The 24,248-nt window shown below is 74.3% G+C and carries 21 protein-coding genes; 9 read left to right on the forward strand and 12 right to left on the reverse strand.

Translation table 11 applies throughout. The annotated features are described in order from the left end of the window. The 3 genes from ACGGAQ_RS10660 to ACGGAQ_RS10670 are packed head-to-tail and all read left to right on the forward strand — an operon-like array spanning nt 1 to nt 2,608. A complete protein-coding gene (locus ACGGAQ_RS10660) occupies nt 1-813 on the forward strand; it encodes an ABC transporter permease (RefSeq protein WP_393046959.1) in 813 nt (270 codons plus the stop codon). A 26-nt stretch (nt 814-839) separates the two neighbouring features. Continuing rightward, complete coding sequence (locus ACGGAQ_RS10665; RefSeq protein ID WP_393046962.1) at nt 840-1,979, forward strand: sensor histidine kinase; 1,140 nt, start codon at nt 840-842, stop codon at nt 1,977-1,979. Next, nucleotides 1,976-2,608, forward strand: coding sequence for a response regulator transcription factor (locus tag ACGGAQ_RS10670; protein WP_354856249.1), 633 nt, complete (start codon nt 1,976-1,978; stop codon nt 2,606-2,608). Before ACGGAQ_RS10665 ends, ACGGAQ_RS10670 begins: the two co-directional genes overlap by 4 nt. A gap of 10 nt (nt 2,609-2,618) precedes the next feature. On the opposite strand, the gene ACGGAQ_RS10675 is transcribed toward ACGGAQ_RS10670, so the two are convergent. Together ACGGAQ_RS10675 and ACGGAQ_RS10680 are read right to left on the reverse strand one after the other, a co-directional pair. Further along, nucleotides 2,619-3,530: a L,D-transpeptidase gene (locus tag ACGGAQ_RS10675; protein ID WP_393046965.1), complete on the reverse strand. Its 912-nt coding sequence runs from the start codon at nt 3,528-3,530 to the stop codon at nt 2,619-2,621. A 76-nt stretch (nt 3,531-3,606) separates the two neighbouring features. Then, the gene (locus tag ACGGAQ_RS10680) at nt 3,607-5,052 is read right to left on the reverse strand and encodes an alpha-amylase family protein (RefSeq protein WP_355064176.1); all 1,446 of its coding nucleotides are present in this window, start codon (nt 5,050-5,052) and stop codon (nt 3,607-3,609) included. Nucleotides 5,053-5,320: 268 nt separating this feature from the next. Here ACGGAQ_RS10680 and ACGGAQ_RS10685 point away from each other — a divergent pair, with 268 nt between their 5' ends. From ACGGAQ_RS10685 to ACGGAQ_RS10700, 4 genes are read left to right on the forward strand one after another with little or no spacing between them, the layout of a single operon-like run. Beyond that, nucleotides 5,321-7,006 carry a hypothetical protein gene (locus ACGGAQ_RS10685; RefSeq protein ID WP_393046968.1) on the forward strand — a complete coding sequence of 562 codons (1,686 nt, stop codon included), beginning with the start codon at nt 5,321-5,323 and terminating at the stop codon, nt 7,004-7,006. Continuing rightward, nucleotides 7,003-8,469, forward strand: a complete 1,467-nt coding sequence (locus ACGGAQ_RS10690) for an NADH-ubiquinone oxidoreductase-F iron-sulfur binding region domain-containing protein (RefSeq protein ID WP_393046971.1) — start codon at nt 7,003-7,005, stop codon at nt 8,467-8,469. Before ACGGAQ_RS10685 ends, ACGGAQ_RS10690 begins: the two co-directional genes overlap by 4 nt. 41 nt (nt 8,470-8,510) lie before the next feature. Next, a complete protein-coding gene (locus tag ACGGAQ_RS10695; protein WP_393046973.1) occupies nt 8,511-9,140 on the forward strand; it encodes a thioredoxin-like domain-containing protein in 630 nt (209 codons plus the stop codon). Beyond that, nucleotides 9,137-10,018, forward strand: coding sequence for a cytochrome c biogenesis CcdA family protein (locus ACGGAQ_RS10700; protein WP_393046975.1), 882 nt, complete (start codon nt 9,137-9,139; stop codon nt 10,016-10,018). The genes ACGGAQ_RS10695 and ACGGAQ_RS10700 overlap by 4 nt, the downstream gene beginning before the upstream one ends. Before the next feature lie 27 nt (nt 10,019-10,045). On the opposite strand, the gene serS is transcribed toward ACGGAQ_RS10700, so the two are convergent. From serS to ACGGAQ_RS10725, 5 genes are all read right to left on the reverse strand, one after another. Next, the gene (gene serS, locus ACGGAQ_RS10705; protein WP_393046978.1) at nt 10,046-11,329 is read right to left on the reverse strand and encodes a serine--tRNA ligase; all 1,284 of its coding nucleotides are present in this window, start codon (nt 11,327-11,329) and stop codon (nt 10,046-10,048) included. 96 nt (nt 11,330-11,425) lie between these two features. Then, complete coding sequence (locus tag ACGGAQ_RS10710; protein ID WP_393046981.1) at nt 11,426-12,535, reverse strand: MerR family transcriptional regulator; 1,110 nt, start codon at nt 12,533-12,535, stop codon at nt 11,426-11,428. Nucleotides 12,536-12,560: 25 nt separating this feature from the next. Beyond that, nucleotides 12,561-13,781: a saccharopine dehydrogenase family protein gene (locus tag ACGGAQ_RS10715; protein ID WP_393046984.1), complete on the reverse strand. Its 1,221-nt coding sequence runs from the start codon at nt 13,779-13,781 to the stop codon at nt 12,561-12,563. A gap of 49 nt (nt 13,782-13,830) precedes the next feature. Beyond that, nucleotides 13,831-14,979, reverse strand: a complete 1,149-nt coding sequence (locus ACGGAQ_RS10720; RefSeq protein WP_393046987.1) for an alcohol dehydrogenase catalytic domain-containing protein — start codon at nt 14,977-14,979, stop codon at nt 13,831-13,833. Continuing rightward, nucleotides 14,976-15,425 (reverse strand): hypothetical protein, encoded by a 450-nt coding sequence (locus ACGGAQ_RS10725; protein ID WP_393046989.1) that lies wholly within the window; start codon nt 15,423-15,425, stop codon nt 14,976-14,978. Before ACGGAQ_RS10725 ends, ACGGAQ_RS10720 begins: the two co-directional genes overlap by 4 nt. 135 nt (nt 15,426-15,560) lie before the next feature. Between ACGGAQ_RS10725 and ACGGAQ_RS10730 the strand changes: the two genes are divergently transcribed. Further along, entirely contained in the window at nt 15,561-18,467 is a 2,907-nt protein-coding gene (locus tag ACGGAQ_RS10730) for a LuxR C-terminal-related transcriptional regulator (protein WP_393046991.1), read from the forward strand. Nucleotides 18,468-18,480: 13 nt separating this feature from the next. Here the strand turns inward: ACGGAQ_RS10730 and ACGGAQ_RS10735 are convergent, their stop codons facing one another. The 3 genes from ACGGAQ_RS10735 to ACGGAQ_RS10745 are packed head-to-tail and all read right to left on the reverse strand — an operon-like array spanning nt 18,481 to nt 20,270. Beyond that, nucleotides 18,481-19,029 (reverse strand): DsbA family protein, encoded by a 549-nt coding sequence (locus ACGGAQ_RS10735; protein ID WP_393046994.1) that lies wholly within the window; start codon nt 19,027-19,029, stop codon nt 18,481-18,483. Beyond that, a complete protein-coding gene (locus tag ACGGAQ_RS10740) occupies nt 19,026-19,523 on the reverse strand; it encodes a redoxin domain-containing protein (RefSeq protein ID WP_393046997.1) in 498 nt (165 codons plus the stop codon). Before ACGGAQ_RS10740 ends, ACGGAQ_RS10735 begins: the two co-directional genes overlap by 4 nt. Nucleotides 19,524-19,583: 60 nt before the next feature. Further along, nucleotides 19,584-20,270 carry a BON domain-containing protein gene (locus ACGGAQ_RS10745; protein WP_393047000.1) on the reverse strand — a complete coding sequence of 229 codons (687 nt, stop codon included), beginning with the start codon at nt 20,268-20,270 and terminating at the stop codon, nt 19,584-19,586. A 363-nt stretch (nt 20,271-20,633) separates the two neighbouring features. Here ACGGAQ_RS10745 and ACGGAQ_RS10750 point away from each other — a divergent pair, with 363 nt between their 5' ends. Then, nucleotides 20,634-23,369, forward strand: coding sequence for a cellulose binding domain-containing protein (locus tag ACGGAQ_RS10750; protein WP_393047003.1), 2,736 nt, complete (start codon nt 20,634-20,636; stop codon nt 23,367-23,369). 177 nt (nt 23,370-23,546) lie between these two features. Here the strand turns inward: ACGGAQ_RS10750 and ACGGAQ_RS10755 are convergent, their stop codons facing one another. Together ACGGAQ_RS10755 and ACGGAQ_RS10760 are read right to left on the reverse strand one after the other, a co-directional pair. Continuing rightward, on the reverse strand, nt 23,547-23,954 hold the full coding sequence (locus ACGGAQ_RS10755) for a hypothetical protein (RefSeq protein ID WP_234589221.1): 408 nt from the start codon (nt 23,952-23,954) through the stop codon (nt 23,547-23,549). A 140-nt stretch (nt 23,955-24,094) separates the two neighbouring features. Further along, complete coding sequence (locus tag ACGGAQ_RS10760; RefSeq protein ID WP_234589220.1) at nt 24,095-24,235, reverse strand: hypothetical protein; 141 nt, start codon at nt 24,233-24,235, stop codon at nt 24,095-24,097. Nucleotides 24,236-24,248 lie beyond the last annotated feature (13 nt).

Genomic DNA, 24,248 nt, shown 5'->3' on the forward strand with positions numbered 1-24,248 from the left:
ATGTCCACCCTGCCGGCCACCCGCACCGACCGACCCGACCGATCCACCCAGCCCGACCGCCGGCTGCCCGCGATGGGTGGCTTCGCCCCGGCCGTCCTCGGCATCGAACTGCGGCGGGTGCTGCGCAACCGCCGCACCCTCGCCTTCACGCTGATCATGCCGGCTGTCTTCTTCCTCATCTTCGGCCTGCCGCAGCGGGGGCAGACACTGGACAACGGCCGACCCGTGACGGCGTACGTCATGATCAGCCTCGCCGTGTACGCGGCGATGGTGGCGACCACCAGCGCGGGCGGCGCGGTGGCCACCGAGCGGGCGTTGGGCTGGAGCCGGCAGCTGCGGCTCACCCCGCTGCGCCCGACCGCCTACGTGGCGACGAAGGTGGCCACCGCGATGACCCTCGGCCTGATCGCGGTCGTCATCGAGTTCGTGGTGGGCGCCGCGGCCGGCGTCCGCCTCCCGCTGGACGTCTGGCTGCTGTCCGGGCTCGCCGCGTGGCTCGGCTCGCTGGTCTTCGCCGCGTTCGGTCTGTTCATCGGCTACCTGGTGCCGGCCGAGAACGTCATGCAGTTCATCGGGCCGATCCTGGCCGTGCTGGCCATGTTCGGCGGGCTGTTCGTGCCGGTCGAGGTGCTGCCGCACGTGCTCCAGCAGGCCGCGAAGTTCACCCCGGTGTACGGCATGGGTGAGCTGGCCCGCGCCCCGCTGACCGGCGACGGGGTGAGCATGGCCGGAGTGGCCAACATGGTCTTCTGGACCGTGGCCTTCGGCGTCGGCGCGGCCCGGCTGTTCCGCCGGGACACCGCTCGGGTCTGACCGCCGCGACCGCTAGCGTGGAGCCGATGGACCTCCCGACGGGGCAGCCCCAGCCGATGAACCGCCAGTGGCGGTACATCGGCTGGCTGCTGGCCGCCGTGTGGCTGTTCTTCCTCAACGTGCCGATCTCCACCGCGTTGCAGCAGCCGGAGCCGTGGCGGCGGGTCGTCGGCGTGACCGCCCTTGTCGTCTTCGGTCTGGGCTACGTGCTGCTGTTCCAGTGGGCCCGCCGGCTGCGCCAGCTGCTGCTGCCGATCCCGGCGGGGCGGGCGCGGGTGGGCCTGCTGGTGCTGCTCGCGGTGGGCCTGGTCAGCATCCCGGGCGCCGGCGGCGACTGGCTGGCGACCCTGGTCTACGTGGCCGCGGCCGGGGTGTTCCTGTTGCCGCCGTGGGAGGCGTTGCTCACCGTGGCGCTCTGCGCCGTGACTCCCGCGCTGGCTTCCTGGTTGGTGCCGGGCTGGGAGGCGGAGCACGGCATCGTCTTCGCGGTGCTGCTCGCCTCGTTCGCCATGTTCGGCGTGTCCCGGTTGGCCCAGCGCAACAGCGAGCTTCAGGCCGCCCAGCAGGAGATCGGCCGGCTCGCGGTCGCCGAGGAGCGGGCCCGCGCCGCGCGCGACCTGCACGACATCCTCGGGCACTCGCTGACCGTGGTGGCGATCAAGGCTGAGCTGGCCGGGCGGCTGATCGAGGTCGACACCGTCCGGGCGGCCGCCGAGATCGCCGAGGTGGAGAGGTTGGCGCGGGCGGCGCTGGCCGACGTGCGGCAGACCGTCGGGGCGTACCGGGAGGTCACCCTCGCCGGGGAGCTGGCCGGCGCGCGGTCCGCGCTCGCCGCGGCGGGCATCGCGGCGGAGTTGCCGACCGAGGTGCCGGAGTTGCCGGGGGAGTGGGACCGGCTGTTCGGGTGGACGGTACGCGAAGGGGTGACCAATGTGGTCCGGCACAGCGGCGCGCGGTGTTGCACGATCCGGGTGCGCCCGGACGGTGTCGAGGTGAGCGACGACGGCCGGGGGCCGTCCACGCCGGACGCCGGCGCCGCCGGGTACGGGCTGGTCGGCCTGCGCGAACGCGCCCGCCGGCTGGACGCCGTGGTGACCGTGGGCCGCGGCCGGGACGACGGCACCGGCTTCCTGCTGCGCGTGCACGCCCCGGCGGCGGCCCGGTGAGCGCGGCGGGTACGCCAATCCGGCTACTGCTCGCCGACGACCAGGCGCTCGTCCGTGGTGCGTTGGCCGCGCTGCTCTCGCTGGAACCGGACCTGACCGTCGTGGCCGAGGTGGGCCGGGGCGACGAGGTGGTGCCCGAGGCCCTCCGGCACACGCCCGACGTGGCCCTGCTGGACGTGGAGATGCCCGGCCTGGACGGGATCGCCGCCACCGCAGCGCTGCGGGCGGCGCTGCCGGCCTGCCGGGTGCTGGTGGTGACCACGTTCGGTCGACCCGGCTACCTGCGTCGCGCCATGGAGGCCGGCGCGAACGGCTTCGTGGTCAAGGACACCCCGGCCCGACAGCTCGCCGACGCGGTCCGCCGCGTGCACGCCGGCCTGCGGGTGGTGGACCCGACGCTGGCCGCGGAGACCCTGGCCACCGGGGCGAGCCCGCTGACCGAGCGGGAGACCGAGGTGCTGCGGGCGGCCCGGGCCGGTGGCGCGGTCGCCGAGCTGGCGAAGGCGCTGCACCTGTCCGAGGGGACGGTGCGCAACCACCTCTCCGCGGCGATCGGCAAGACCGGCGCCCGCAACCGGGCCGCGGCCGTGCGCATCGCCGAGCAGAACGGCTGGCTGCTCGGCGACTGAGCGGCCCCGCTCAGGCGGTCGCCGGCGGGGTGGCGAGCTGGTCGACCACCACCAGGCTGCTGCCGGGTCGGACCTCGGCGAGCAGTTCCCGCTGGCCGCTGCGGTTGACCCGGATGCAGCCGTTGGTGGTGTTCTCGCCCAGTTCATCGTCGTTGTACCAGGTGTGCAGGCCGATGTGCGCGCCGCGCAGCCCGGTGGGCACCGCCTCCGGGTCGTCGGGCACCGAGCCGAGGGCGTAGATGTCCACCCCGCCGTAGACCTCCCCGGGCGGTGGGGTGCGGCCCAGGACGAAGGTCCGCCCGAGCGGCGTCTCCTGCCCGGACTGGCCGAGACTCGTCTCCCAGGAGCGCACCGCCTTGCCGGACCGGTACCAGGTGAGCCGGTGCGCCTTGCGCTCCACCACGATCTGGTCGCGCAGCGCCACGGTGTCGAACCCGCCGGGCGCCAGCCAGGCGAGACGCCGGTTGGCCGAGGGCAGCAGAACGGCCGTCCAGCCGACCCGCCGTTCGGCGATCGGCACGGTCAGCTCGACACCGGCGAGCGTCGGTTCGAGGAAGGCCCGTGGCCGTCCGCCGGGCGCGTCGTACGCGGCGATCCGCCGGGTCGGGTGCACGCCCTCGGTCAGGGGCGTGACGTCCATCGTGGCCGGGTCGGGGGGAAAACCCTTGGGCGCGGGGTCGTAGTCGAGCACCGGCAGACTGGCCGGTGCGGGCGCGGCCGGCGGGACCGACTCCTCCGGGCTCTGCTCGACGCTGCTCGGCGTCGGGTCGGCTGCGGCCACGTTCCGCCTGTCGGGGGCCGTCGAGCGTGGGGTGAGAGCCTGGCCGACCAGCAGCGCGGCGGCCAGCAGCACGGGTACGGCGATGCCGGCGGCGATCCAGCCGGCACGGCGGCGGTACGGGGACATTCGGTCAAACGGCACCAAACCACTTTATGGCGGTGGACGGTCCGGGGCCCCCGGTTCGGCGATACGCGCCGGCCGGAGGCCCCGGGGTCGGTCAGACCCGCGCGCCGATGTGGATGGCCACCGCGTCGTGCGCCGGCACGTTCGCAGCGAACCAGCCGTTACCGTCCACGGTGATCACCGGTCCGCTGCACGTGCCGCCCGCGTACGTGCCGTGGATGACGTCGCAGTACCGGCCGGCGGGCAGCCCGGTGTAGTACGAGCGGCCGTTCACGGCGGAGTCCTCGTCGTTGAGGGTGACGAAGCCCTTGCCGCTGCGGCTGAACGCGATGTGGTTGTTGCCGTTGTCGTACCAGTTGGCCACGCCCGCGCCCTCGGTGGCGTTGCGGAAGCCGACCATGTTGGCGATCACCGGCCAGCGGTGCTCGCACTCCCAGCCGGAGTAGCAGGCGGTGTTCAGCGTCTTGTTGTTGCCGTCCGAGGGCGGGCCGGCGTCGCGGTTGCTGAAGGTGTAGCTGGACATGACGGTCGGCGAGCCGTACGGCCAGGCCAGCATGAAGGCGTTGGCGAGGGCGTAGATCCCCCGGTCGCGGTAGGTCAGCACCCCGCTGTTGTCCCGCTGGGTGTCGTGGTTGTCCACGAACACCGCGGCCGACCCGGTGGGCAGGTGACCCCAGCCCTCGCCGAAGTTGCTCAGGTACGCCAGCTTCTCCGAGCGGAAGACCCGGGCCAGGTCCTTGCCGTAGCGGAACTCGTGCACGTCACCGTTGCCGGTGTACTCGGTCGGCTGGACCGGCTCGCCCGCGCCGTAGATGACCTCCTGCACGATGTACACCGAGCGGGACAGTTTGCTCTTGATCGCGGCGATGTCGGCGGCCGGCATGTGCTTGCTGGCGTCCATCCGGAACCCGTCGACGCCGAGGGAGAGCAGGTCGTTGAGGTACGACGCGATCTTCGTCCGGACGTAGTCCGACTCGGTCTTCAGGTCCGACAGGTTGACCAGCTCGCAGTTCTGCACCTCGTACCGGTCGTTGTAGTTGGCGATGTCGTCGCCGCCGTTGCGCCCGCAGTGGTGAAAGTCCTGGGTCTGGTAGATGCCCGGATAGTCGTAGTGCGAGTACGACGAGCCGGCCCAGCCGGTGCCGCCGTTGTCCTGGCCGGACATGTGGTTGATCACGGCGTCGACGAGCACCTTGACGCCGGCCGCGTGGCAGGTGTTCACCATCGACTGGAACTGGGCCCGGGTGCCCTTGCGGGACTCGATCCGGTAGCTGACCGGCTGGTACGCCAGCCACCACTGGTTGCCCCGCACGTGCTCCTGCGGGGGCGAGACCTGGACGTAGCCGTAGCCCTTCGGGCCGAGCGTGCTCTGGCACTCGCTGGCCACCGACGGCCAGTTCCACTCGAAGAGCTGGACGATGACCTTCTTGGCGCCGGACGGGCTGGCGGCGGCCGGGGGTGCCGCCGCGGTGAGGGGGACGAGCAGGCTGGCGACCAGGCCGAGGGCGAGGATCGCCGAGCCGCGTCGACGTCGGTGCATCGGGACTCCTGACGGGAGCGGGGGGTGGGGGTGGTGGTGCGGCGGGGGATCGCATCGGCTGCTCGAATCTTGCAACCCATGCTGAAATTTGCCGAAAGGTTACAAGCGTGTTGCAACGACTGTCAACGTATGGATGTCGATCACTGTCCACGGTGGCCGCTACACGCGTCCCGGCGTCGGTCGGTTCGATCCGGCCCAGAAATTTCCGTCCCCGGGTGATCCGCTCGCCCCGCCGGTCCGTACTGGATGGGGGAGCAGGGGTCGGCCGGTGGTGCGCCGCCGCGAGACGATCGAGGAGCAGATGGCCCGGGCAAAGCAGAACCAGAAGGCCACCGAGGTCCGGACCAGCACCAGCAGTCGGGGGGTGCGGACCCGGTCGCGTTCGGCGACGACGTTGCTGATCGCGTCCGTGCTGGCCGCGCTCTGGGCGGCGACCATGCTGACCGGCGCCGGCCAGACGGCGTACGCGTACGGCTTCTTCTTCACCGAGTTCTTCGCCGGGGTGATCGCCCTGGTGTCGTTGAGTCTCACCGTGATGCTGGGCCTGCTCGCCACCGACCGGCTGGTGCTGAGCATCTCGCACCGGGTGCTGATGCAGTCGGCGCACCGCGCCACCGGCGTCCTGGGCATCGCCGGGCTGTTCTTTCACGTCCTCACCAAGATCGCTACCGGTCGCGCGGCGGTGACCGACTCGCTGGTGCCGTTCGTCGGTGGCCGGGGCCTCTACGTCGGCCTCGGCACGGTGGCGGCCCTGCTCATGGTCAGCGTGATCTGGACCGGCATCATCCGGGCCCGCTTCGCCGGCGTCGGTCCGAAGTGGCTGTGGCGAGCCCTGCACTCCGCCGCCTACCTCGCCTGGCCCTTCTCGATCCTGCACGGCCTCAACGCCGGTCGGGCCGCCGCGTCCTGGGTCGTGCTCAGCTACCTCGCCTGCGTCCTGTTCGTCGTGCTGGCGCTGCTGGTTCGGCTCTCGGTCACCATCGGCCGGCGCAGCCGGGAGCAGCACCAGGCCGCCGTGCGCAACGCGGTGCTGGCCGGGCGGGCCACCGAGGAGGGCCGCGGCCGGTCACTGCTGGCCGGCCTGAGCCGTCGCCGCGACACCAGCGAGGACAAGCGCCCGGCCTGGGCGGAGGCGACCACCGCCACCTGGACGGCGCCGCCCGGCCCACGGCGGCGCGACCCCGAGCGGTTCACCGTTCCGGTGGTGCCCGAGCCCGGCTCGCTCGCCGAGCCGGCCCGGCCCAGTCGACGGCGCCGGGACGAGGCACCGGCGGCTCGGCAGGACGCCGACCGGCCGACGCGTGGACGGCGCGACGAGGCGGAGACCACGACCCGCCGGTCGAGCCGGCGCAGCGTCGAGGAGACCGGCACCCGTCTTCGCGACGAGGAGGAGTTGGAGCCGGTGACCCGGCGGCGCGCGTCGCGCACCCGTGACCGGGACGAGGAGACCGCCCCGACCCGACGCCGTCGCGCCGAGGAGCCGGCCGCCGAGCGGAGCAGCCGCCGGTCCCGCTCCGAGGACGAGGGCACCCGGTACTCGGCGCCGCCCCGACGGGCCGTCGAGGAGCCGGAGGAGCCGTGGGACAGCCCGCGCCGCTGGCAGGCCGCCGAGCCGATCTCCGCCGGCCCGATCTCTGCCGGCCCGGTCTCCGCCGAGCCGATCTCGGCCGGCCCGATCTCGGGTGGCCCGATCTCGGCGGCGCCGCGCAGCGGCAGCGGCCGGCACAGCGTTGAGGACGACCTGCCGGAGGAGCCGGACTACTGGCGGCCGCCGGCGCGGTACGTGCCCGAGGACGTGCCGCCGCCCGTCGACGACACCCCGACCCTTGTCGACCTGGCGTCACGGCGAGCCCGGCGGGCCGCCGGCGACGGCCGGTCCGCCAAGCGCCGCAAGGCCAGCGCGGACGCCGTGGACGGGGCGTACTGGGCCGGGCTGCGGGGTGAGGCGAAGTGATGCGCACGACCGTGCCGCCGGTGGCCTGCGTCGGTGAGCCTCGGCTGACCGCCGGCTTCGCCGAGTTCGGCCGGCTCGACCTGGCCGCGCACGAGGAGGTGCACGGGCCGATCGGCCCGATGGAGCCGGCGCAGTTGCTCCGGCTCGTCGAGGGCATGCAGCTCAAGGGCAAGGGCGGGGCGGGCTTCCCGTTCGCCCGCAAGCTGCGCGCGGTGCTGGAGTCCTGCGAGCGGCAGGACCTCGCCGCGGTGGTGGTCGTCAACGCCAGCGAGGGGGAGCCGGCCAGCTGGAAGGACAAGGTGCTGCTCACCCGCGCCCCGCACCTGATCCTCGACGGCGCGGCGCTGGCCGCGTACGCGCTGGACGCCGAGGAGATCGTTCTCGGCGTGGCCGACGACGGGGTCGGGCGGGACTCGCTGATGGAGGCTCTCGCAGAGCGCCGGATGCCGGTGCGGACCACCATCGTCACCGTGCCGCACCGGTTCATCTCCGGCGAGGGCGGCGCGCTGGTCAACGGCATCAACGGGCTGCCGCACATCCCTCCGGGCACCAAGAAGCGCTCCAGCGACTCCGGCGTCGGCGGCCTGCCCACCCTGCTGTCCAACGCCGAGACGTACGCCCAACTCGCCGTCGGCGCGCGACTCGGCCCGTACGAGTACGCGGCGCTCGGCACCGACGACGAGCCGGGCACCGTGCTGCTCACCGTGACCGGCGCGGCGGGCCGGCCGGCGGTGGTGGAGTGCACGGCCGGCATGCCGCTGCGCGACGTTCTCGACCTGTGTGAGGTCCCGGACGTCCAGGGCATCCTGATGGGCGGCTACCACGGCAAGTGGATCACCCCGGAGGCGGCGGAGAAGGCCGAGGTCTCCCGCAAGGGCCTGGCCGCAGTAGGCGGCACCCTCGGCGCCGGCATCATCATCCCGATCGGCGTGGACACCTGCCCGCTCGGCGAGGCCGCCCAGGTGGTGCGCTACCTGGCCGGGGAGTCCGCCGGCCAGTGCGGCCCGTGCAAGATGGGCCTGCCGGACCTGGCGCGCGCGGTCGACCTGGCCGTGGCCGGCAGCCAACCGGCCGACGTGGTGCGGGCCGCCGCCGGCGAGGTCAAGGGCCGCGGCGCGTGCAGCCACCCGGACGGCACGGCACGGTTCGCCCTCTCCGCGATCGAGGTCTTCGCCGAGGATTTGCGGCTGCACAGCACCGGCGACGGCTGCGGCCGGCGGGTCAAGGGCGTCATGGGGCTGCCCGGCGCACCCGACCCCAACCCGCAGAAGCTCACCCTGGACTGGTCCCGCTGCGACGGGCACGGCCTGTGCGCGCACGTGGTGCCGGACTTCATCCGGCTGGACGGCAACGGCTATCCGGCGTTCCCGACCACCCCCGTGCCGACCTGGCTGCGCGAGGGCGCCCTGAAGGCCGTCAAGGTCTGCCCGGAACTCGCCCTGCGCCTCGCCAAGGCCGAGTAGGGAAAGGCACTGACCACCACACCTGTCGAACGGAGCTGCGGATGCGCAAGCCGATCGGGCGGACAGCGGCGGCGTACCCGCCCCGCGCCGCCATCGTGGGGGCGCTCGTCGCCACCCTGCTCGCCACGGCGTCCTGCACCGGCACGGTGCCGCCCGACGCTGCCGCCGCCGGGACCACGCCGGCCCCGGCCAGCTCCCCGGCCACCCCGGCTGCCTCCGCGACCGGCTCGCCGTCGGCCGCGCCGGCCTCGGTCCCGGTCAAGGTCCCGGACGTTCTGCGCTTCAGCGGGACCACCCTCACCGGCAGCGCGTTCGACGCGACGCGACTGGCCGGCCGGCCGGTGGTGCTCTGGTTCTGGGCGCCGTGGTGCGCCACCTGCGCCAGCCAGGCGTGGACGGTGGCCGAGATCGCGCCGAAGTACCGGGACACCGTGCCGATCGTCGGCGTCGCCGGGCTCGGCGAGCAGCGGGACATGAAGAACTTCGTCAAGGAGTTCGACCTCGGCGACATGCCGCAGATCGACGACCGCAAGGGCACGCTCTGGAAGCGGTTCACGGTGACCGAGCAGAGCATCTTCGTGATCATCGACCGGGACGGCAAGGTCGTCCACCAGGGCTTCCTGGACGGTGAGGCGCTCAGCGCCCGGGTTGCCGCCCTGGCCGGGGCGTGACGGCCCCGCTGCTGCTCGCGCTGACCGCCGGCATGCTCGGCGCGGTCAACCCGTGCGGCTTCGCGTTGCTGCCCGCGTACCTCTCGCTGTTGGTCGCCGGAGCGTCGGACGCCCGCGGCGCGGTCGGCCGCGCGCTCACCGCGGCGGCCGGGCTCACCCTGGGGTACGTGGTGGTCTTCGGCGCCTTCGGCCTGGCGCTCGCGCCGCTGGCCGGCTGGCTGCGTCCCCGGCTGCCGTGGCTGACCGTGGCGCTCGGGCTGCTGCTGGTGCTGGCCGGTTGCTGGCTGCTCGCCGGTCGACGGCTGCCCGCGCCCGGGTGGACCGCGCGGGCGCCCCGGCTGACCAGGTCCTGGCCGTCGATGGCGCTGTTCGGCGCGGTGTACGCGCTGGCGTCGCTCGGCTGCGCCATCGCACCGTTTCTCGCCATCGTGGTGACCAGCCTCCAGGCCGGCTCGACCGGCCGCGGGCTGGCTCTGTTCGGCGCGTACGCCCTCGGGATGGGTCTGGTGGTCGCGGTCGCCGCGCTCGGTGTGGCGCTGCTGCGCGACGGGCTGGTGGCCCGGCTGCGCGTCGCCGGCGCGCTGGTGCCCCGGCTCAGTGGCCTGGTGCTGCTGCTCGCGGGCGGGTACGTCGCCTGGTACGGCTGGTACGAGCTGCGGCTGGCCGCCGGCCGCCGCGACGCCCTGGACGATCCGGTCATCCAAGCGGCAACACAGTTCCAGCAAACCCTGGCCAACACCGTCGACACGCTAGGCCCGGCACCACTCCTGGCCGCCCTCGCAGCGCTCCTCCTGGCGGCCCTCCTGCTCAGGCGCCTCCGCCCTCCCAGCGTCGATCATGAAGTTGTTGCCGCGACACGCCGAGGCGGCGGGCAATAACTTCATGATCGACAGCGGGAGGCGGGGTCAGCGCGGGGACAGGCGGTCTGTGCCCAGGCGGTCCTGGAGGACCTTGGGGACCAGGACTGAGCCGTCGGCCTGCTGGTACTGCTCCAGGATGGCCGGGAAGAGCCGGCTGGTGGCCAGCGCGGAGCCGTTGAGGGTGTGCACGAAGCGGGTCTGCTTGGCACCCGGCTCGCGATAGCGGATGGCCGCCCGGCGGGCCTGGTAGTCGCCGGCCCAGGAGACCGACGACACCTCCTTGTACTTGCCGGTGCTCGGCATCCACACCTCGATGTCGAGGGTCTTCTTCATCGAGGCGCTCGCGTCGCCCGCCGAGAGCAGCGTCCGCTGGTAGTGCAGACCCAGCCCCTCGACCAGGCTCTCGGCGTGGGCGAGCATCTCCTCCAGTGCCGCGTCCGCCTGCTCGGGCAGGGTGAACTGGAAGATCTCCACCTTGTTGAACTGGTGCCCGCGCACCGTGCCGCGCTCGTCCGAGTGCGACCCGGCCGACTCCCGCCGGTAGCAGGGCGTGTACGCGAACGCCTTCAGCGGCAGCTTCGTGGTCTCCAGGATCTCGTCCTGGTACGCGCCCAGGATCGCCGTCTCCGACGTGGGCAGCAGGAACTGCCCGCGCGGCGCGGAGTCGGCGTCCAGGTGGTAGACGTCGTCGTAGAACTTGGGGAACTGGCCGGCGGCGAAACCGGCCGAGTCGAGCAGCAGGTGCGGCGGGAGCAGGAACTCGTAGCCGGCCTTGATGTGCTGGTCGACGAAGTAGTTGAGCAGCGCCCACTCCAGCCGCGCGCCGATCCCCGTGTAGATCCAGAAGCCGGAGCCGCCGAGCTTGACGCCGCGCTCGTAGTCGACCAGACCCAGCGCGCGGGACAGCTCCACGTGGTCGCGGACCTTCTCGATCACCGGCGGCTCGCCGAAGGTCTTGACGACCCGGTTCGCCTCCTTGCCGCCGGGCAGGACGTCGTCGCTGGGCAGGTTCGGCAGCTCGCTCATCGCGTCGCGCAGCCGGGCCTGCACCTCGTCCAACTGGGACTCCAGGTCGGCGAGCTGCTTGCGCTCGGACTCCGGCGCGGTGACCTGCGGCTCGGTGCCGGCGCGCTTCGCCTGCGCGTACGCACGGGCCTCGGCCTTGCGGCGCTGCCGCTCGGCGTCGATCTCCGTGATCAGGGCGCGCCGTTCCTGGTCGAGCCGCTGGATCTCGTCCAGGGCCCGATCGACCTCGGCGGGATCCAGACGCTTCGCCAGCGCGGTCGCCACCGCCTCGCGATCCTTCCGGATCAACTCCATGTCGAGCATGCTGCTCCGTACGCCTCCGTCCGGGGTTCACTGGTGAACCATCAGATGCTACCGTCGCGCACGTTTCCACCCGACTACGGGGAGCGCGACGGGTTTTTACAGCCGGATCGGCATCAGGACGGAGAAGGTGTCCTCGTCGTTCGGGCGGCGCACGGCCAGCGGGGCGATCGGCCCGTCCAGCTCCAGCACCAGTTGCGGGCCGCCGGCCGCGTCCAGCGCGTCGAGCAGGTACCCGCCGTTGACCCCGAACCGCAGCCCGCTCGTCGGATCGGGCGCCGGATCGGCTGTGGCCAGCTCGGCGGGGTGCAGCAGGCGCAGGCCGCCGGAGTCGTCGAGGCCGAGGACGGAGACCGCCAGCGGCGTGCCGGCGTACTCGCGGGCCAGCGTGGGGGCGGCCGGGTCGCGCAGTGCCGCACGCAGCGCCACCACGTCCACCGGGATGCGGTACGCGGCCGGCCGAGCGCCGACCGCCTCGCGCAGCAGCCGGCGGTAGTCCGGGAAGTCGTACGGCAGGGCGGCGCCGGTCAGCGTCCGACCGGCCACCGTCACCCGCAGGTCCACGCCGGCCACGGTCAGCCGCACCTCCCGGGCGTCGGCGGTGGCGAGCAGCCGGCGCAGCCGGTCGACGAGATCCACCGGCACGAGCACCCGCGCGGGCGGTCCGTCGACACCCGCCGCGGCCCGGGCCACCGCGAGGCGGTGCCGGTCGGTGGCGACCAGGCGCACACCGTCCGGCGCCACGTCGAGCAGCACCCCGGACAGCGCCGGCAGCTCCGGGTCGACGCCGACGGCGAAGCGCACCGCGTCGAGCGCGGCGGCCAGCTCGGCGGGGGAGAGCAGCAGCGTGGTCACCGTCGTGGGCGCCGGGTCGACCAGGGCCCGGAGCCGGACGATCTCGCGGCGGGCGTCGGCCAGCCCGTCGGCCAGCCGGCGCAGGTGCGCGTCGAGCAGCCGGTGCACCTCGGCCGGCTCGGCGCGGACGGCGGCGGCGATCTCGGGCACCGGCATGCCGACCCGGCGCAGGCCCGCGACCAGTCGGGCCGGGCCGATCTGCTCGTCGGTGTACCAGCGGTAGCCCGTCACCGGATCGACCAGGGCCGGCGCCAGCACGCCCGCCGAGTCGTAGAAGCGCAACGCGCTGACGGTCAGGCCGCTGGCCCGGGCCAACTCGCCGATGCTGTGCAGGTCGCTCACCACGCCGGGCATCCTGCCCCCTCGACCTGGTCGAGGGTCAAGCCGCCGGCTCCGCGTCCCGCTGCGCCGCCGGCGTGGCATCGTCCCGCTTGAGCACCCGGAAGGTGAGCCCGGCCCGGACCAGCCGGTCCAGCAGCGCGTCACCCATCGCCGCGACCGGGGTGAGCTGGCCGGCGGTCGGCGGCAGGTCGTCGAACGCCAGGCACAGCGCCGACTCGGCGAGCATCTTCGCCGTCTCGTCGTAGCCCGGGTCGCCCCCCGCGACCTCGGTGACCACGCTCTTTCCGCCGCCGGTGCCGACGAACCGGACCCGGAACCAGGACGACGCCCGCTGCTGTGGGGTCGGGCCCTGCCCGGAGGCGAGCCGCCCGAGCAGCCAACGCCGGGTGGGCGGCACCTTCACCAGGCCGACCAGCGCGCCGAGCCCCACCGCGCTGACCAGCACGGTCGGCAGCCGCTTCACGGCGGCGAAGTGCCGGTAGCGGAAGTCCGGGCCGTACTCCGGGCGGCTGGCAGCCGTTCGGCGGATCACCTGCGGGTCGATGGTGGGCAGCGGCACGGTCCAGATGCCCAGCTCCGCCGAGCGGGCCAGCCGGCCGGGCACCGCCCGGACCCGCCGGTCGGTGGGGCGCGGCTCGACCGCCCGGCGGGCCCGGGCGGCCCGGCTGGCCTCGCCGGTCCGGGCGAACGCGGTGAGCGCGGAATGGTACGTCCCGGCGGAGAACCGGCCACCGGCGCGGACGTAGCCGTCCACGGTGATCGGGACGCCTTCGGGCAGCTGCTTGACGGTGAACCAGACGCCCAGGTCGTGGGGGATGGAGTCGAACCCGCAGGCGTGCACCAGCCGGGCGCCGCTGGCGGTCGCCTCGGCGTGGTGGCGGACGTACATCAGGTCGACGAACTCCGACTCACCGGTGATGTCCAGGTAGTCGGTGCCGGCTCGGGCGCAGGCCGCGACCAGTGGCTCCCCGTGGTGGACGTACGGGCCGACGGTGCTGGCGACCACCCGGGCGCTCTCGGCCACGGCGCGCAGCGACCCGGCATCGGTCACGTCGGCGGTGAGCAGCGGCAGGTCGACGAGCGTGGGGTCGATCGCGGCGAGCCGGCCGCGCACGGCGGCGAGGCGGTCGGCGTTGCGCCCGGCCAGCGCCCACCGCAATCCCGGCGGCGCGTGCCGGGCCAGGTATTCGGCCGTCAGCCCCCCGGTGAAGCCGGTCGCCCCGAACAGCACCACGTCGTACGCCCGCTCCCCAGCCATCCCCCGAGTCTGCCACCCGCCATCGCCCAGCGCCGATCGGCAGGCGCGGTCACGGCGTGAACACGGCCCGGACGCAGCCGTCGGCGCGGTCGGCGAACAGCGCGTACCCGCGGGGGCCGTCCTCCAGGGGCAGCCGGTGGGTGGCCAGGTGCTCGGTACGCAGCTCGTCGCGGGCCATCCGGTGCAGCAGCATCGGCACATCGCGCAGGTCCGGCCGGCGTGCCCCCCGCACCGTGAGCCGCTTGTCGGTCACCGCGCCGAGTGCGAACGCGTCCACGGGCCCCGGGGCCCCGCCGAGCACCACCACCACGCCGTCCTTGCGGCAGGCGTGCACCGCCTCGCGCACCGCGTCCGGGCGGTCGACGTCCCGGCCGGCCAACCGATCGACCACCGATCGCGTCGGCGGCACGCCCACCGCGACCACGCACACGTCCGGGCCGCGTCCACCGCTGCGCTCCCGCAGCTCCGCCGCGACGTCGGTACGGCGGTAGTCCAGCGGCTCCGCCCCGGCGTGCCGCTCGGCCATCCGCAGCCGCTCCTCGTGCCTGTCGACGACGAGCACCCGGGCGGCGCCGCGCAGCGTCGCGGCGCGAGCGGTCAACTGACCCACCGCCCCGGCGCCCCACACCGCCACCACGTCGCCGGATCGCACCTCGCCCAGCTCGGCCGCCAGCCAGCCGGTCGGCGCCGCGTCGGCGGCGAACAGCGCCCGGTCGTCGCCGACCGCGTCCGGCACCCGGAACGCGCCCACGTCGGCGTACGGCACCCGGACGTACTCGGCGTGGCCACCCGCGAAGCCACCCGCCGCCCGCGGCCGTCCGAAGCAGCCGGCGTCCGAACGCCACCGGTCCGGATCGACGCTCGCCACGTTGGCGCCGCCGTTGTCGCAGCAGGAGTGCCGGCCCCGGCGGCAGTACCAGCAGCCGCCGCACGCGACACTCGCGCCGACCACCACCCGGTCGCCGATCCGGTGTCGCCGGACCGCCGGACCGGCCTCGACCACCTCGCCGAGGAACTCCGTCCCCAGCACGTCACCGGCACGCAGCAGCGGGTCGCGACCGGCCAGCAGCGGCAGGTCGGCACCGCTGGTGGCGCTGCGGCGGACGCGGACGATGACGTCCCGCTCGTTGCGCAGCTCCGGGTCGGGCACCTCGCGTACCGCCAGCTCGTCGGCGGCCACCCAGCACAGCGCCCTCACCCGCGGGCCGTCCGGCGGTCCAGCGCCGAGCGGTCCGCGCGCAGCACCTCGCCGGCCTCCACGCGCTGCTTGACCTGGCGCAGTGTCCGGCGGACCAGCAGCTGCGGGTCGTCACCGACCAGATGCGCGGCGAGGCCGGGCGCCGCGACGGCGCCGGCCAGCGGGCGGGCGGCCAACTCGGTGCCCCGGTCACCCGGAGCCGGCCGCACCCGCACCTCGACCGTGCCGTCCAGGTCGCGCAACGGCTCCGGCCACCGGCCGCCGGGAAGGACCTCATCCGGGGGTCGGTCGACAGTCACGACCTCCCACGCGGCCGCCGTGGTCCGGTCGCGGTGCGCGCCCGGCCGGCCGCGCCGCCGGGGTACGCGCAGCAGCCGCCCCGCCCCGGCCCGCGCACCTGTGCCGAGGGCGGATCTCGCCCGCGCCAGCCGTCTGATCGGTCCCATCCGTCCTCCCGGTCCACGTCTCCCGATCGTCGGTCGCGCCGGGGTGAAGCGGACTCGCCCGAAAGGGGTGAACAGGTTCGGGCCGGGTAACCGCTCGCCGACCGGGGGTGGAACGCGTCGTGGGGGTGGGGCCGGGTGCCGGAACAGCAGGATCACGCGCGAGTCGGCACGGCGCCGCGACGCCGGGGGGAGCCGCCGCCGCTGCTGGCGTCGCGGCTGACCCCGACCGTGCCGCCCGAGCCGGTGGTGGCCCGGCCTCGCCTGCTGCGCCGGCTCGACGAGGGCGGCGCCGGGCCGGTCACCCTGGTCGCCGCGCCGGCCGGCTGGGGCAAGACCACCCTGCTCGCCTCCTGGGTCCGGCTGACCGAGCCCGGGGCGACGTCCGGGCCGGCCTGGGTGTCGGTGGAGGCCGGCGACGACGGCGACCGGCTCTGGGCGTACCTGGCGGCGGCGCTGCGCACGGCCACCGGAGCGGCGGACGACGACCTGGTGACGCCGCTGCCCACCGGCCCGCCGCGCCCGGACCAGCTGGAACTGCTGGCGGCCGGGCTCGCCGCCGCGGAGCAGCCCGTGCTCCTGGTCCTGGACGACCTGCACCGGATCACCGACCCGGCGGCGCTGACCGGGCTGGAGTTCCTGCTGCGGCACTCCGAGCAGCGGCTGCGCCTGGTGGTCGGTGCGCGGGCCGGGCTGCCGCTGGCCCTGCACCGGCTGCGCCTCGCCGGCGAGCTCACCGAGATCGGCCCGGACGAGTTGGCCTTCACCGACGACGAGGTGGCCGACCTGCTGACCGCGCACGCCGCACCGCTGCCGGCCGCTGCGGTGCGCCGGCTGCGCGAGCGCACCGGGGGTTGGCCGGCCGCGCTTCGGATCGCCGCGCTGGCCTTGCGCGGGCAGCCCGACCCCGAGCGCTGGGTGGGGCAGTTTGGCGGCGACCAACCGGAGGTCGCCGGCTATCTGCACGAGGAGGTGCTGGCCGCCATCGACCCGGCCGATGAGGACCTGCTGCGCCGTACGGCCCTCGCCGAAACCGTCTGCGCCGATCTGGCCGAGGCGTTGACCGGTCGCGTGGACGCCGAGCAGGCGCTGGCCGACCTGGCCGGGGCCGGCGGCCTGCTGCACCGGGAGGAGACCCGCCCGCCCTGGTACCGCTGCGACCCGCTGCTCGCCGACCTGCTCCGCGCCGAGCTGGCCCGGATGCCCGCCGACGAGGTGCGGGAGCTGCACGCGCGAGCGGCCGACTGGTACGCCAGCGCCGGCCGCCCGGCCGACGGGCTGCGGCACGCCCTCGCCGGCGGCCGGTGGGGCCTGGCCGGCGACCTGTTCGTCGCGCACTGGCCGGAGCTGACCCGCTACGACCGCGACCCGGTCGGCGGGCCGCTGTCGTCGTCCCCGCCCTCCCCGCCGCCGGAGGTGGTGCACGCCGACCCGGAGGTGGCTCTGGCCTGTGCCGCCGAGCGCGCGTACGCCGGTGACCTGCCCGCCGCCGCCGGCCATCTGCGCACGGCCGCCGGGCACGCCGACGCGCTGCCCGTGCCGCGGCGCGACCGGTTCCTGCGGTTGGCCACCGCGCTGGAGCTGACCCTGGCCCGGCTCGCCGGTGACCTGCCGCAGGCGCGTGCCGCCGCCGCCCGGCTGCTGCGCACCCGCCCGACCGACAAGCCAGGGGCCGGGGTGGCGGATAGCAGCGCCGCCGGGTCGCCGGTTGGCCAGGCGGCTCGGGTGCCCGAGCCCCTGTCGGCCCGCCCGTCGGACGCCGACGACGCCGACCTGCGGGCCTTCACGGGCACCGCGCTGGGTCTCGTCGAGCTGTCGGCTGGCGCGCTGCCCGACGGGCGGTTCGTCCGCGCCCGGGCGGCGGCCCGGGAGGCGGGTCGGCCGCGCACAGAGCTGGTCGCCGCCAGCCGCTCCGCGCTCCTGCTCGCCGTCCGCGGTGACCTGCGCGCGGCCGAGGCGGCGGCCCGCGACGCGCTGGGCATGTCGCCCTGTCGGGGCTGTTCCTCCCGGCTCGACTGCGGCTACGCGTACCTGGCGTTGGCGGTGGTGGCCCTGCACCGCGACCAACCGGAGGAGGCTGCCGCGAACCTCGCGCTCGCCGCCCCGGCAACCGGCGCGGCCTTCGCGGTCGGCCCGGCCGGCGCAGTCGGCTCGTCCGGCACGCCTGGTTCGGCGGGTCCGGGCGGTGGGGTCAGCCTCGCCGACGCGGGTCCCTCCGACGGGTCGAGCGCGGAGCCGGTGGCGGCGGCGATCTTCGCGTGGTGTCGTGCGGGGCTGGACCGGGACGCCGGCGACCCGGCTGCCGCCCAGCGGCTGCTCGCCCGCGCCCGGGAGGCTCTGCCCGACGAGCCGGCCGCCGCCGAACTGTCGGGCCTGCTCCGGGCGGCCGAGGTCGAGACCCGGGCCGAGCGGGGTGACCTGGACAGCGCCCGCGACCTGCTGGCCGGTGTGACCGGCGACGCGGCCACCCCGGCGCTCGACGTGGCCCTGGCCCGGGTGGAGCTGCGGGCGGGCGACCTCGGCGCCGCCGGGCGGGCGCTGCCGGACTGGCAGGCGCCGCCGGCCGCGGCCTGGCCCCTTCCGGTACGCCTGGACGCCGGCCTGCTGGAGGCGGTGCTCGCCGAGCGGGCCGGGGACGTACGCCGGGCCGGGCGCATTCTGGAGCAGGTGCTGGACCTGGCCGGCCCGCAGGGCTGCCGCCGGGCGTTCACCCGGGCCCAACCGTCGGTGCGGGACCTGCTGGCCACCCACCTGGATGCGGGCACCGCGCACTTCTCGCTGGTCAGCGATCTGGTCCGGGGCGTCGAGGAGAGCGCGCCCCGGCCGGCGGTCGAGCCGGGCGGCCTGCTCGACGAGCCGCTCACCGAGCGGGAGCTGACCATCCTGCGCTACCTGCAGAGCATCCTGTCCAACGTGGAGATCGCCGCCGAGCTGTCATTGTCGATCAACACGGTGAAGACCCACGTACGCAACATCTACCGCAAGCTCGGCGCGACCCGCCGGCGCGAGGCGGTCCGGCGGGCGCGCGAGCTGCGGCTGATCTGAGCAGCCGGCCCGGTCAGGCGTTCGCCGCCGCGTCCACGGCGGCCAGCAGGTCGGGCAGGTCGTACCCGCCGTCGTGCCGGACGTCGTTGACGAAGAGCGTCGGCGTGCCGTTGACCCCGCTGCGGATCCCGCCGACGAAGTCCCGGCGTACCCGGTCGGCGAACTTGTGGCTCTCCACCTCGGCGTTCAGCTCGTCCGGCGGCAGCCCGAGCTGCTCGACGCCGAGCGAGAGGTGCACGGGGTCCAGCTGGTCCTGGTGCTCGTACAGCCAGTCGTGCATCTCCCAGAACTTGCCCCGCGCCGCGGCGGCCTCCGCCGTCTCCGCGGCCCGTTCGGCGTACGGGTGGACGTTGGCGATCGGGAAGTACCGGTAGACCAGCCGTACCGTGTCGGCGCGCTGGCGCAGCAACTCGTGCAAATTCGCGTACGCGGCACCGCAGAACCGGCACTGGAAGTCGCCGTACTCGATGATGGTCACCGGGGCGTTGGACGGCCCGCGGACGTGGTCCTCGATGGTCACCGGCTCCCGGAGCCGGGCGGTGACCTGAAGTGGGGTGGTCATCCGGCCATCACCTTCCGATCGCGGACGAGGTTGTCCAGCGCGTCGAAGATCCCGTCCGCGCCCGGGTTGACGTCGGGAGCCGACAGGTAGCTCCACGCCACCGTCCCGGCCTGGTCGAGCACCACCAGCGCGCGGGCCGCCTCGCCCCGCGGGGTGTACGCGCCGTACCGGCGGGCCACCTCGCCCTTGGGCTCGAAGTCGGACAGCAGCGGGAAGGTGATGCCCCGGCTCTCGGCGAACGCCCGGTGCGACCAGATGCTGTCCACCGAGATGCCCAGCACCATCGCCTGGTACTGGTCGAACACCGGTGCCGCCGCCTGGTAGAGCGACATCTGGTCCCCGCAGACCGGGCTCCAGTCGGCGGGGTAGAAGACGAGCACGACCGGGCGACCCCGGAACTGCTCGGGGCCGGTCTGGCGCCCGTCCGGAGTGCTCGCCAGGGTGAAGCCGGGCGCGGGGCGCCCGGGTTGGATCAGCCCGTTCGGATCACTCATGCAGCCAGCCTGCCTCCGGGGCGGGTGAGGCCGGCTCACCCGCCCCGGGTGGTTGCGCGCTCAGCGCAGGCCCGGTGCGACCGCGATGTGGTTCTGGACCTCCCGGATGCCCGGTGCGGACCAGGCCACCTGCTCCACCTCGGCGCGTTCGGGCATGGAGTTCACCAGTCCGGCGAGCACCGCCGTGTCGCCGTGCACCCGGACGGTGATCCGTTCGGCTTCGGTGGCGCCGGCCCGGGCCAGCGCGTCCACGATCCGGTCGGCCACGTTCGCGCCGTCCGGCGGCGCGCTCGGCCGCACGGTGATGCCGTTGCTGACACCCCGCACGCCGGTCAGCCGGGAGACCGCCCGTTCGGCGGCCCGGCGCTGGTACTCCCACTCGACCTCGCCGTGCAGCGTCACCCAGCCGGCCGAGACGGTGACCTGGAGCTTCTCGATGGGCACGAACGCGTCCCACTCCAGCGCGTGGCCCGCCGCGGCGGCCACGTCCGGGTCGGCGCGCTCGTCGCTGCCGGGCAGCTGCACGGTCAGATCGTTGGCGACCGCCCGGACTCCGACGACGCGGTGCGCGGCCCGTTCGGCGGCCCACTTCTTCGCGTAGCTGTCCACCCGCCCGGTCAACGTGACGACGCCCTCGGCGACGGTCACGCCGATCTCGTGCGGCTGCACCCGGGGTTCCCAGGTCAACTCATCGAGTACGGCGGACTGGATGTCCTGGTCGGTGCGCGTGATCGTCGCGATGGCCATCGGCCCTCCCTCGCTGCGTGCGCTGGCTGGCGGACCAGTTGACGCGAGTGGCCGGCTGGCCCGCCGGCTCCGATGGTGTCGGCCACCGGGGTGAGCGGACCTCACCCGATCCGGACGACGGACCCATCCGACCTGCCCGCGCCGCGCGTCGACGGGGCCCGCCGTCGATGGTGGGAGCGCTTCCATAGCGGCGTCGAATCGGTTAGGGTGAGTGCGTTCCTCGATCGCGGGAGCCTCGCGTCGGGTGGTTGGAGCCAGGGCAAGCTCCGATCCGTTCCCCGCGTCGTCGTCCGTCCCCCGGGCTGCGACGCCACCCCTGGTCGATCCCGTCTCCCGGGTCTGCACCCCCGAGAGGAACCACAGATGCCCAGATCACTGACCGGCGCTCTGGTGTCGGCGTTGGCCGTCGCCACGGCCGTCGTGGCGGTCCCCATCACCGCCGCTGGCTCGGCGCCGGCGCCGGCCGCCGCCGAGGCGTACACCTGGCGCAACGTGCCGGTCGGCGGCGGCGGCTTCGTGCCCGGCATCGTCTTCAACCCCACCGAGAAAAACCTGATCTACGCGCGGACGGACATCGGCGGGGCCTACCGCTGGGAGCAGTCCAGCCAGTCGTGGACGCCGCTGCTCGACTGGGTCGGCGCGGACCGCTGGGGCTACAACGGCGTGGTCAGCATCGCCACCGACCCGGTGCAGACGAACCGGGTGTACGCGGCGGTCGGCATGTACACCAACGGCTGGGACCCGAACAACGGCGCGATCCTGCGCTCTTCCGACAAGGGCGCCACCTGGCAGGTCACCGAGTTGCCGTTCAAGAACGGTGGCAACATGCCGGGCCGGGGCATGGGTGAGCGGCTGGCCGTCGACCCCAACCGGAACAACATCGTCTACTACGGCGCCGAGGGCGGCAACGGGCTGTGGCGCAGCACCGACTACGGGGCGACCTGGGCCCGGGTCACCGCCTTCCCCAACGCCGGCAACTACCGTGCCGACCCCAGTGACCCGAACGGCTACAACGGGCAGAACCAGGGCCTCACCTGGGTCACCTTCGACAAGAGCACCGGCACCGCCGGGTCCACCACCCAGACGATCTACGTGGGCGTGGCGGACAAGGAGAATCCGGTCTACCGCAGCACCGACGGCGGTGTCACCTGGACGCGCATCCCGGGGCAGCCCACCGGCTACCTGGCGCACAAGGGTGTCGTCGACCCGGTCGGCGGTCACCTCTACATCGCCACCAGCGACACCGGCGGCCCGTACGACGGCGGCAAGGGCGACGTCTGGAAGTTCACCCGCTCGACCGGGGCCTGGACGCGGATCAGCCCGGTGCCCTCCACCAGCGCCGACGACTACTTCGGCTACAGCGGTCTGACCATCGACCGGCAGCACCCGAACACGCTGATGGTGGCCACCCAGGTCTCCTGGTGGCCGGACGCGATCTTCTTCCGCAGCACGGACGGCGGGGCGAGCTGGACCCGGATCTGGGACTTCACCAGCTACCCGCAGCGGTCCAAGCGCTACACCATGGACATCAGCTCGGTGCCCTGGCTGACCTTCGGCACCAACCCGGCGCCTCCGGAGGAGACGCCCAAGCTCGGCTGGATGAACGAGTCGGTGGAGATCGACCCGCACGACTCCAACCGGATGATGTACGGCACCGGCGCGACCATCTACGGCACCACGGACCTCACCAAGTGGGACACCGGCGGCCAGCTCACCCTCCGGCCGATGGTCCGTGGTCTGGAGGAGACCGCCGTCCTCGACCTGATCAGCCCGCCCAGTGGGGCGCCACTGATCAGCGCGCTCGGCGACGTCGGCGGCTTCCGGCACACCGACCTCGACACCATTCCGTCGATGCTCTTCACCCAGCCGGTCTTCACGAGCACCACCAGCCTGGACTACGCCGAGAGCAAGCCGGCCGTGCTGGTACGCGCTGGCAACTTCACCGACGCCGACCGGCCCAACGACAGCCACGTCGCCTTCTCCACCGACGGCGGCGCGACCTGGTTCCAGGGCACCGAGCCGTCCGGGGTCAACACCGGTGGCACGGTCGCCGCCGCGGCCGACGGCAGCCGGTTCGTCTGGGCGCCCGGCGACGCCGGCCAACGCGTCGTCTACGCAGTCGGCTTCGGCAACTCGTGGGCGCCGTCCGCCGGCATCCCGGCCAACGCGATCATCGAGTCGGACCGGGTCGACCCCAACCGGTTCTACGGCTTCAGCGCCGGGCGGGTCTATCTGAGCACCAACGGCGGCGCGACCTTCACCGCCACGGCGGCGACCGGTCTGCCCACCTCCGACGTCCGGTTCAAGGCGCTGCCCGGGCAGTCGGGTGAGCTGTGGCTGGCCGGGCCGGGAGGGCTGTGGCGCTCCACCGACTCCGGTGCCAGCTTCACCAAACTGGGCGGCGTCAGCGCCTCCGGCAACGTCGGCTTCGGCAAGGCGGCGCCCGGCCGGACCAACCCCGCCGTCTTCCTCTACGGCACGGTGGGCGGTCAGGCCGGCGTACACCGCTCCGACGACGGCGGAACGACCTGGGTACGCATCAACGACGACCGCCACCAGTACGGCAACCCGACCGAGGCACTGACCGGCGACCCGCGTGTCTACGGACGCGTCTACCTCGGCACCAACGGTCGCGGCATCCTGGTCGCCGACCGCACCGGCGGCACACCGACCACCCCGCCTCCGACCACCCCACCTCCGACGACGCCGCCCCCGACCACGCCGCCCCCGACCACGCCGCCCCCGACCACGCCACCTCCCACCACCCCGCCTCCGACCACGCCGCCCCCGGCTGGTGGATGTGTGGCGGCCTACCGGGTGACCGGCTCCTGGTCGGGCGGCTTCCAGGCCGAAGTGGTGGTCAGCAACCCGGGCACCCGGCCCATCGCCGGTTGGACGCTGGGCTGGACCTTCCCCAACGGCCAGCGGATCACTCAGCTCTGGGGCGGCACCCACACCCAGACCGGGGCGGTCGTCTCGGTCGTGGACAGCGGCTGGAACGGCGCGCTCGGCGCCGGTGCCAGCACCACGATCGGCTTCCTCGCTTCCTGGACCGGCAGCAACGCGCCGCCGACCACCGTGAGCTGCACGAGTCGCTGACCCGGTGGCCCGGCGTCGTCCGGGCCGCCCGAGAACACCGGTCCGCCGGGGCTGCCTGAGGGGTCCGGCACCCCGGCGGACCGGCCCCATATCCCGATGCTCGAGCCACCCACCGAGCAACGCGAACGGACCCCGTCGACCAGTTGGTCGGCGGGGCCCGCTCGGTGTGTCGGGAAGCTAGTCGTCCAGGCCGACGGGGGAGTTGGGGCGGTCGACGTCGACGAACTCGACGTCGTCCACCGCGCGGTCGTCCCGGCTGCCGGCGGCACGGGCAGCGGAGCCGACGGCCCAGCCGACCGCCGCGCCGACCAGCGCGGCCCCGATCAGGAGCGTCCACGGCAGCGCCGGCTGGCGCCCGGCGAGCGCGTCAAAGGCGCGCGAGGCCCGACGCCGGGCCTCCTCCGCCGCGGAGCCGACCAGGTCACCCGCCCCGTCGGCGAGATCGCCGCTGCTGCGACGGGCCGAACGGGCGGTGTCCCGGACACTGTCGCCTGCGGAGCTGACGGCGGAGAGCAGGTGCTCCCACGCCTGGTCCGCGATCCGCTCCGGCTTGCTGCGCCGGTCCAGCAGGTTGGTTCCGAACATCGTGGTTACCTCCTCGGGGTGCCGAAGCCGCCGGCCACTTCGGACTTCGGCGTCTGTCCAGCGCGGCACGGTTTCGCTGATTTCGCAGTGCCCCGGGCCGGTCGGCCGCAAACCCGGTCGGCCGCGGCTCACCGGCTCCCTCAGCGCACCGCCACCACGGCCGCACCGCGGGCGAAGTCGTCATCGTCGTCGTCATCGTCGTCCCCGCCGCCGAAACCGCAGGCCAGTACGAGGGCGAGCAGCACGCCGACTCCGGCCAGCCCGGCCAGTCGCTTGATCATCGAAGGTCCTCTC

This window comes from Micromonospora sp. NPDC047557, from assembly GCF_043205095.1.
GTDB lineage: Bacteria > Actinomycetota > Actinomycetes > Mycobacteriales > Micromonosporaceae > Micromonospora.

Bases quoted from the DNA above. Each gene is read 5' to 3' on its own strand.
- ACGGAQ_RS10660 (WP_393046959.1), top strand. From the start codon at position 1: ATGTCCACCCTGCCGGCCACCCGCACCGACCGACCCGACCGATCCACC.
- ACGGAQ_RS10665 (WP_393046962.1), top strand. From the start codon at position 840: ATGGACCTCCCGACGGGGCAGCCCCAGCCGATGAACCGCCAGTGGCGG.
- ACGGAQ_RS10680 (WP_355064176.1), bottom strand. From the start codon at position 5,052: ATGCACCGACGTCGACGCGGCTCGGCGATCCTCGCCCTCGGCCTGGTC.
- ACGGAQ_RS10695 (WP_393046973.1), top strand. From the start codon at position 8,511: ATGCGCAAGCCGATCGGGCGGACAGCGGCGGCGTACCCGCCCCGCGCC.
- serS (WP_393046978.1), bottom strand. From the start codon at position 11,329: ATGCTCGACATGGAGTTGATCCGGAAGGATCGCGAGGCGGTGGCGACC.
- ACGGAQ_RS10710 (WP_393046981.1), bottom strand. From the start codon at position 12,535: ATGCCCGGCGTGGTGAGCGACCTGCACAGCATCGGCGAGTTGGCCCGG.
- ACGGAQ_RS10715 (WP_393046984.1), bottom strand. From the start codon at position 13,781: ATGGCTGGGGAGCGGGCGTACGACGTGGTGCTGTTCGGGGCGACCGGC.
- ACGGAQ_RS10725 (WP_393046989.1), bottom strand. From the start codon at position 15,425: ATGGGACCGATCAGACGGCTGGCGCGGGCGAGATCCGCCCTCGGCACA.
- ACGGAQ_RS10735 (WP_393046994.1), bottom strand. From the start codon at position 19,029: ATGACCACCCCACTTCAGGTCACCGCCCGGCTCCGGGAGCCGGTGACC.
- ACGGAQ_RS10740 (WP_393046997.1), bottom strand. From the start codon at position 19,523: ATGAGTGATCCGAACGGGCTGATCCAACCCGGGCGCCCCGCGCCCGGC.
- ACGGAQ_RS10745 (WP_393047000.1), bottom strand. From the start codon at position 20,270: ATGGCCATCGCGACGATCACGCGCACCGACCAGGACATCCAGTCCGCC.
- ACGGAQ_RS10750 (WP_393047003.1), top strand. From the start codon at position 20,634: ATGCCCAGATCACTGACCGGCGCTCTGGTGTCGGCGTTGGCCGTCGCC.
- ACGGAQ_RS10755 (WP_234589221.1), bottom strand. From the start codon at position 23,954: ATGTTCGGAACCAACCTGCTGGACCGGCGCAGCAAGCCGGAGCGGATC.
- ACGGAQ_RS10760 (WP_234589220.1), bottom strand. From the start codon at position 24,235: ATGATCAAGCGACTGGCCGGGCTGGCCGGAGTCGGCGTGCTGCTCGCC.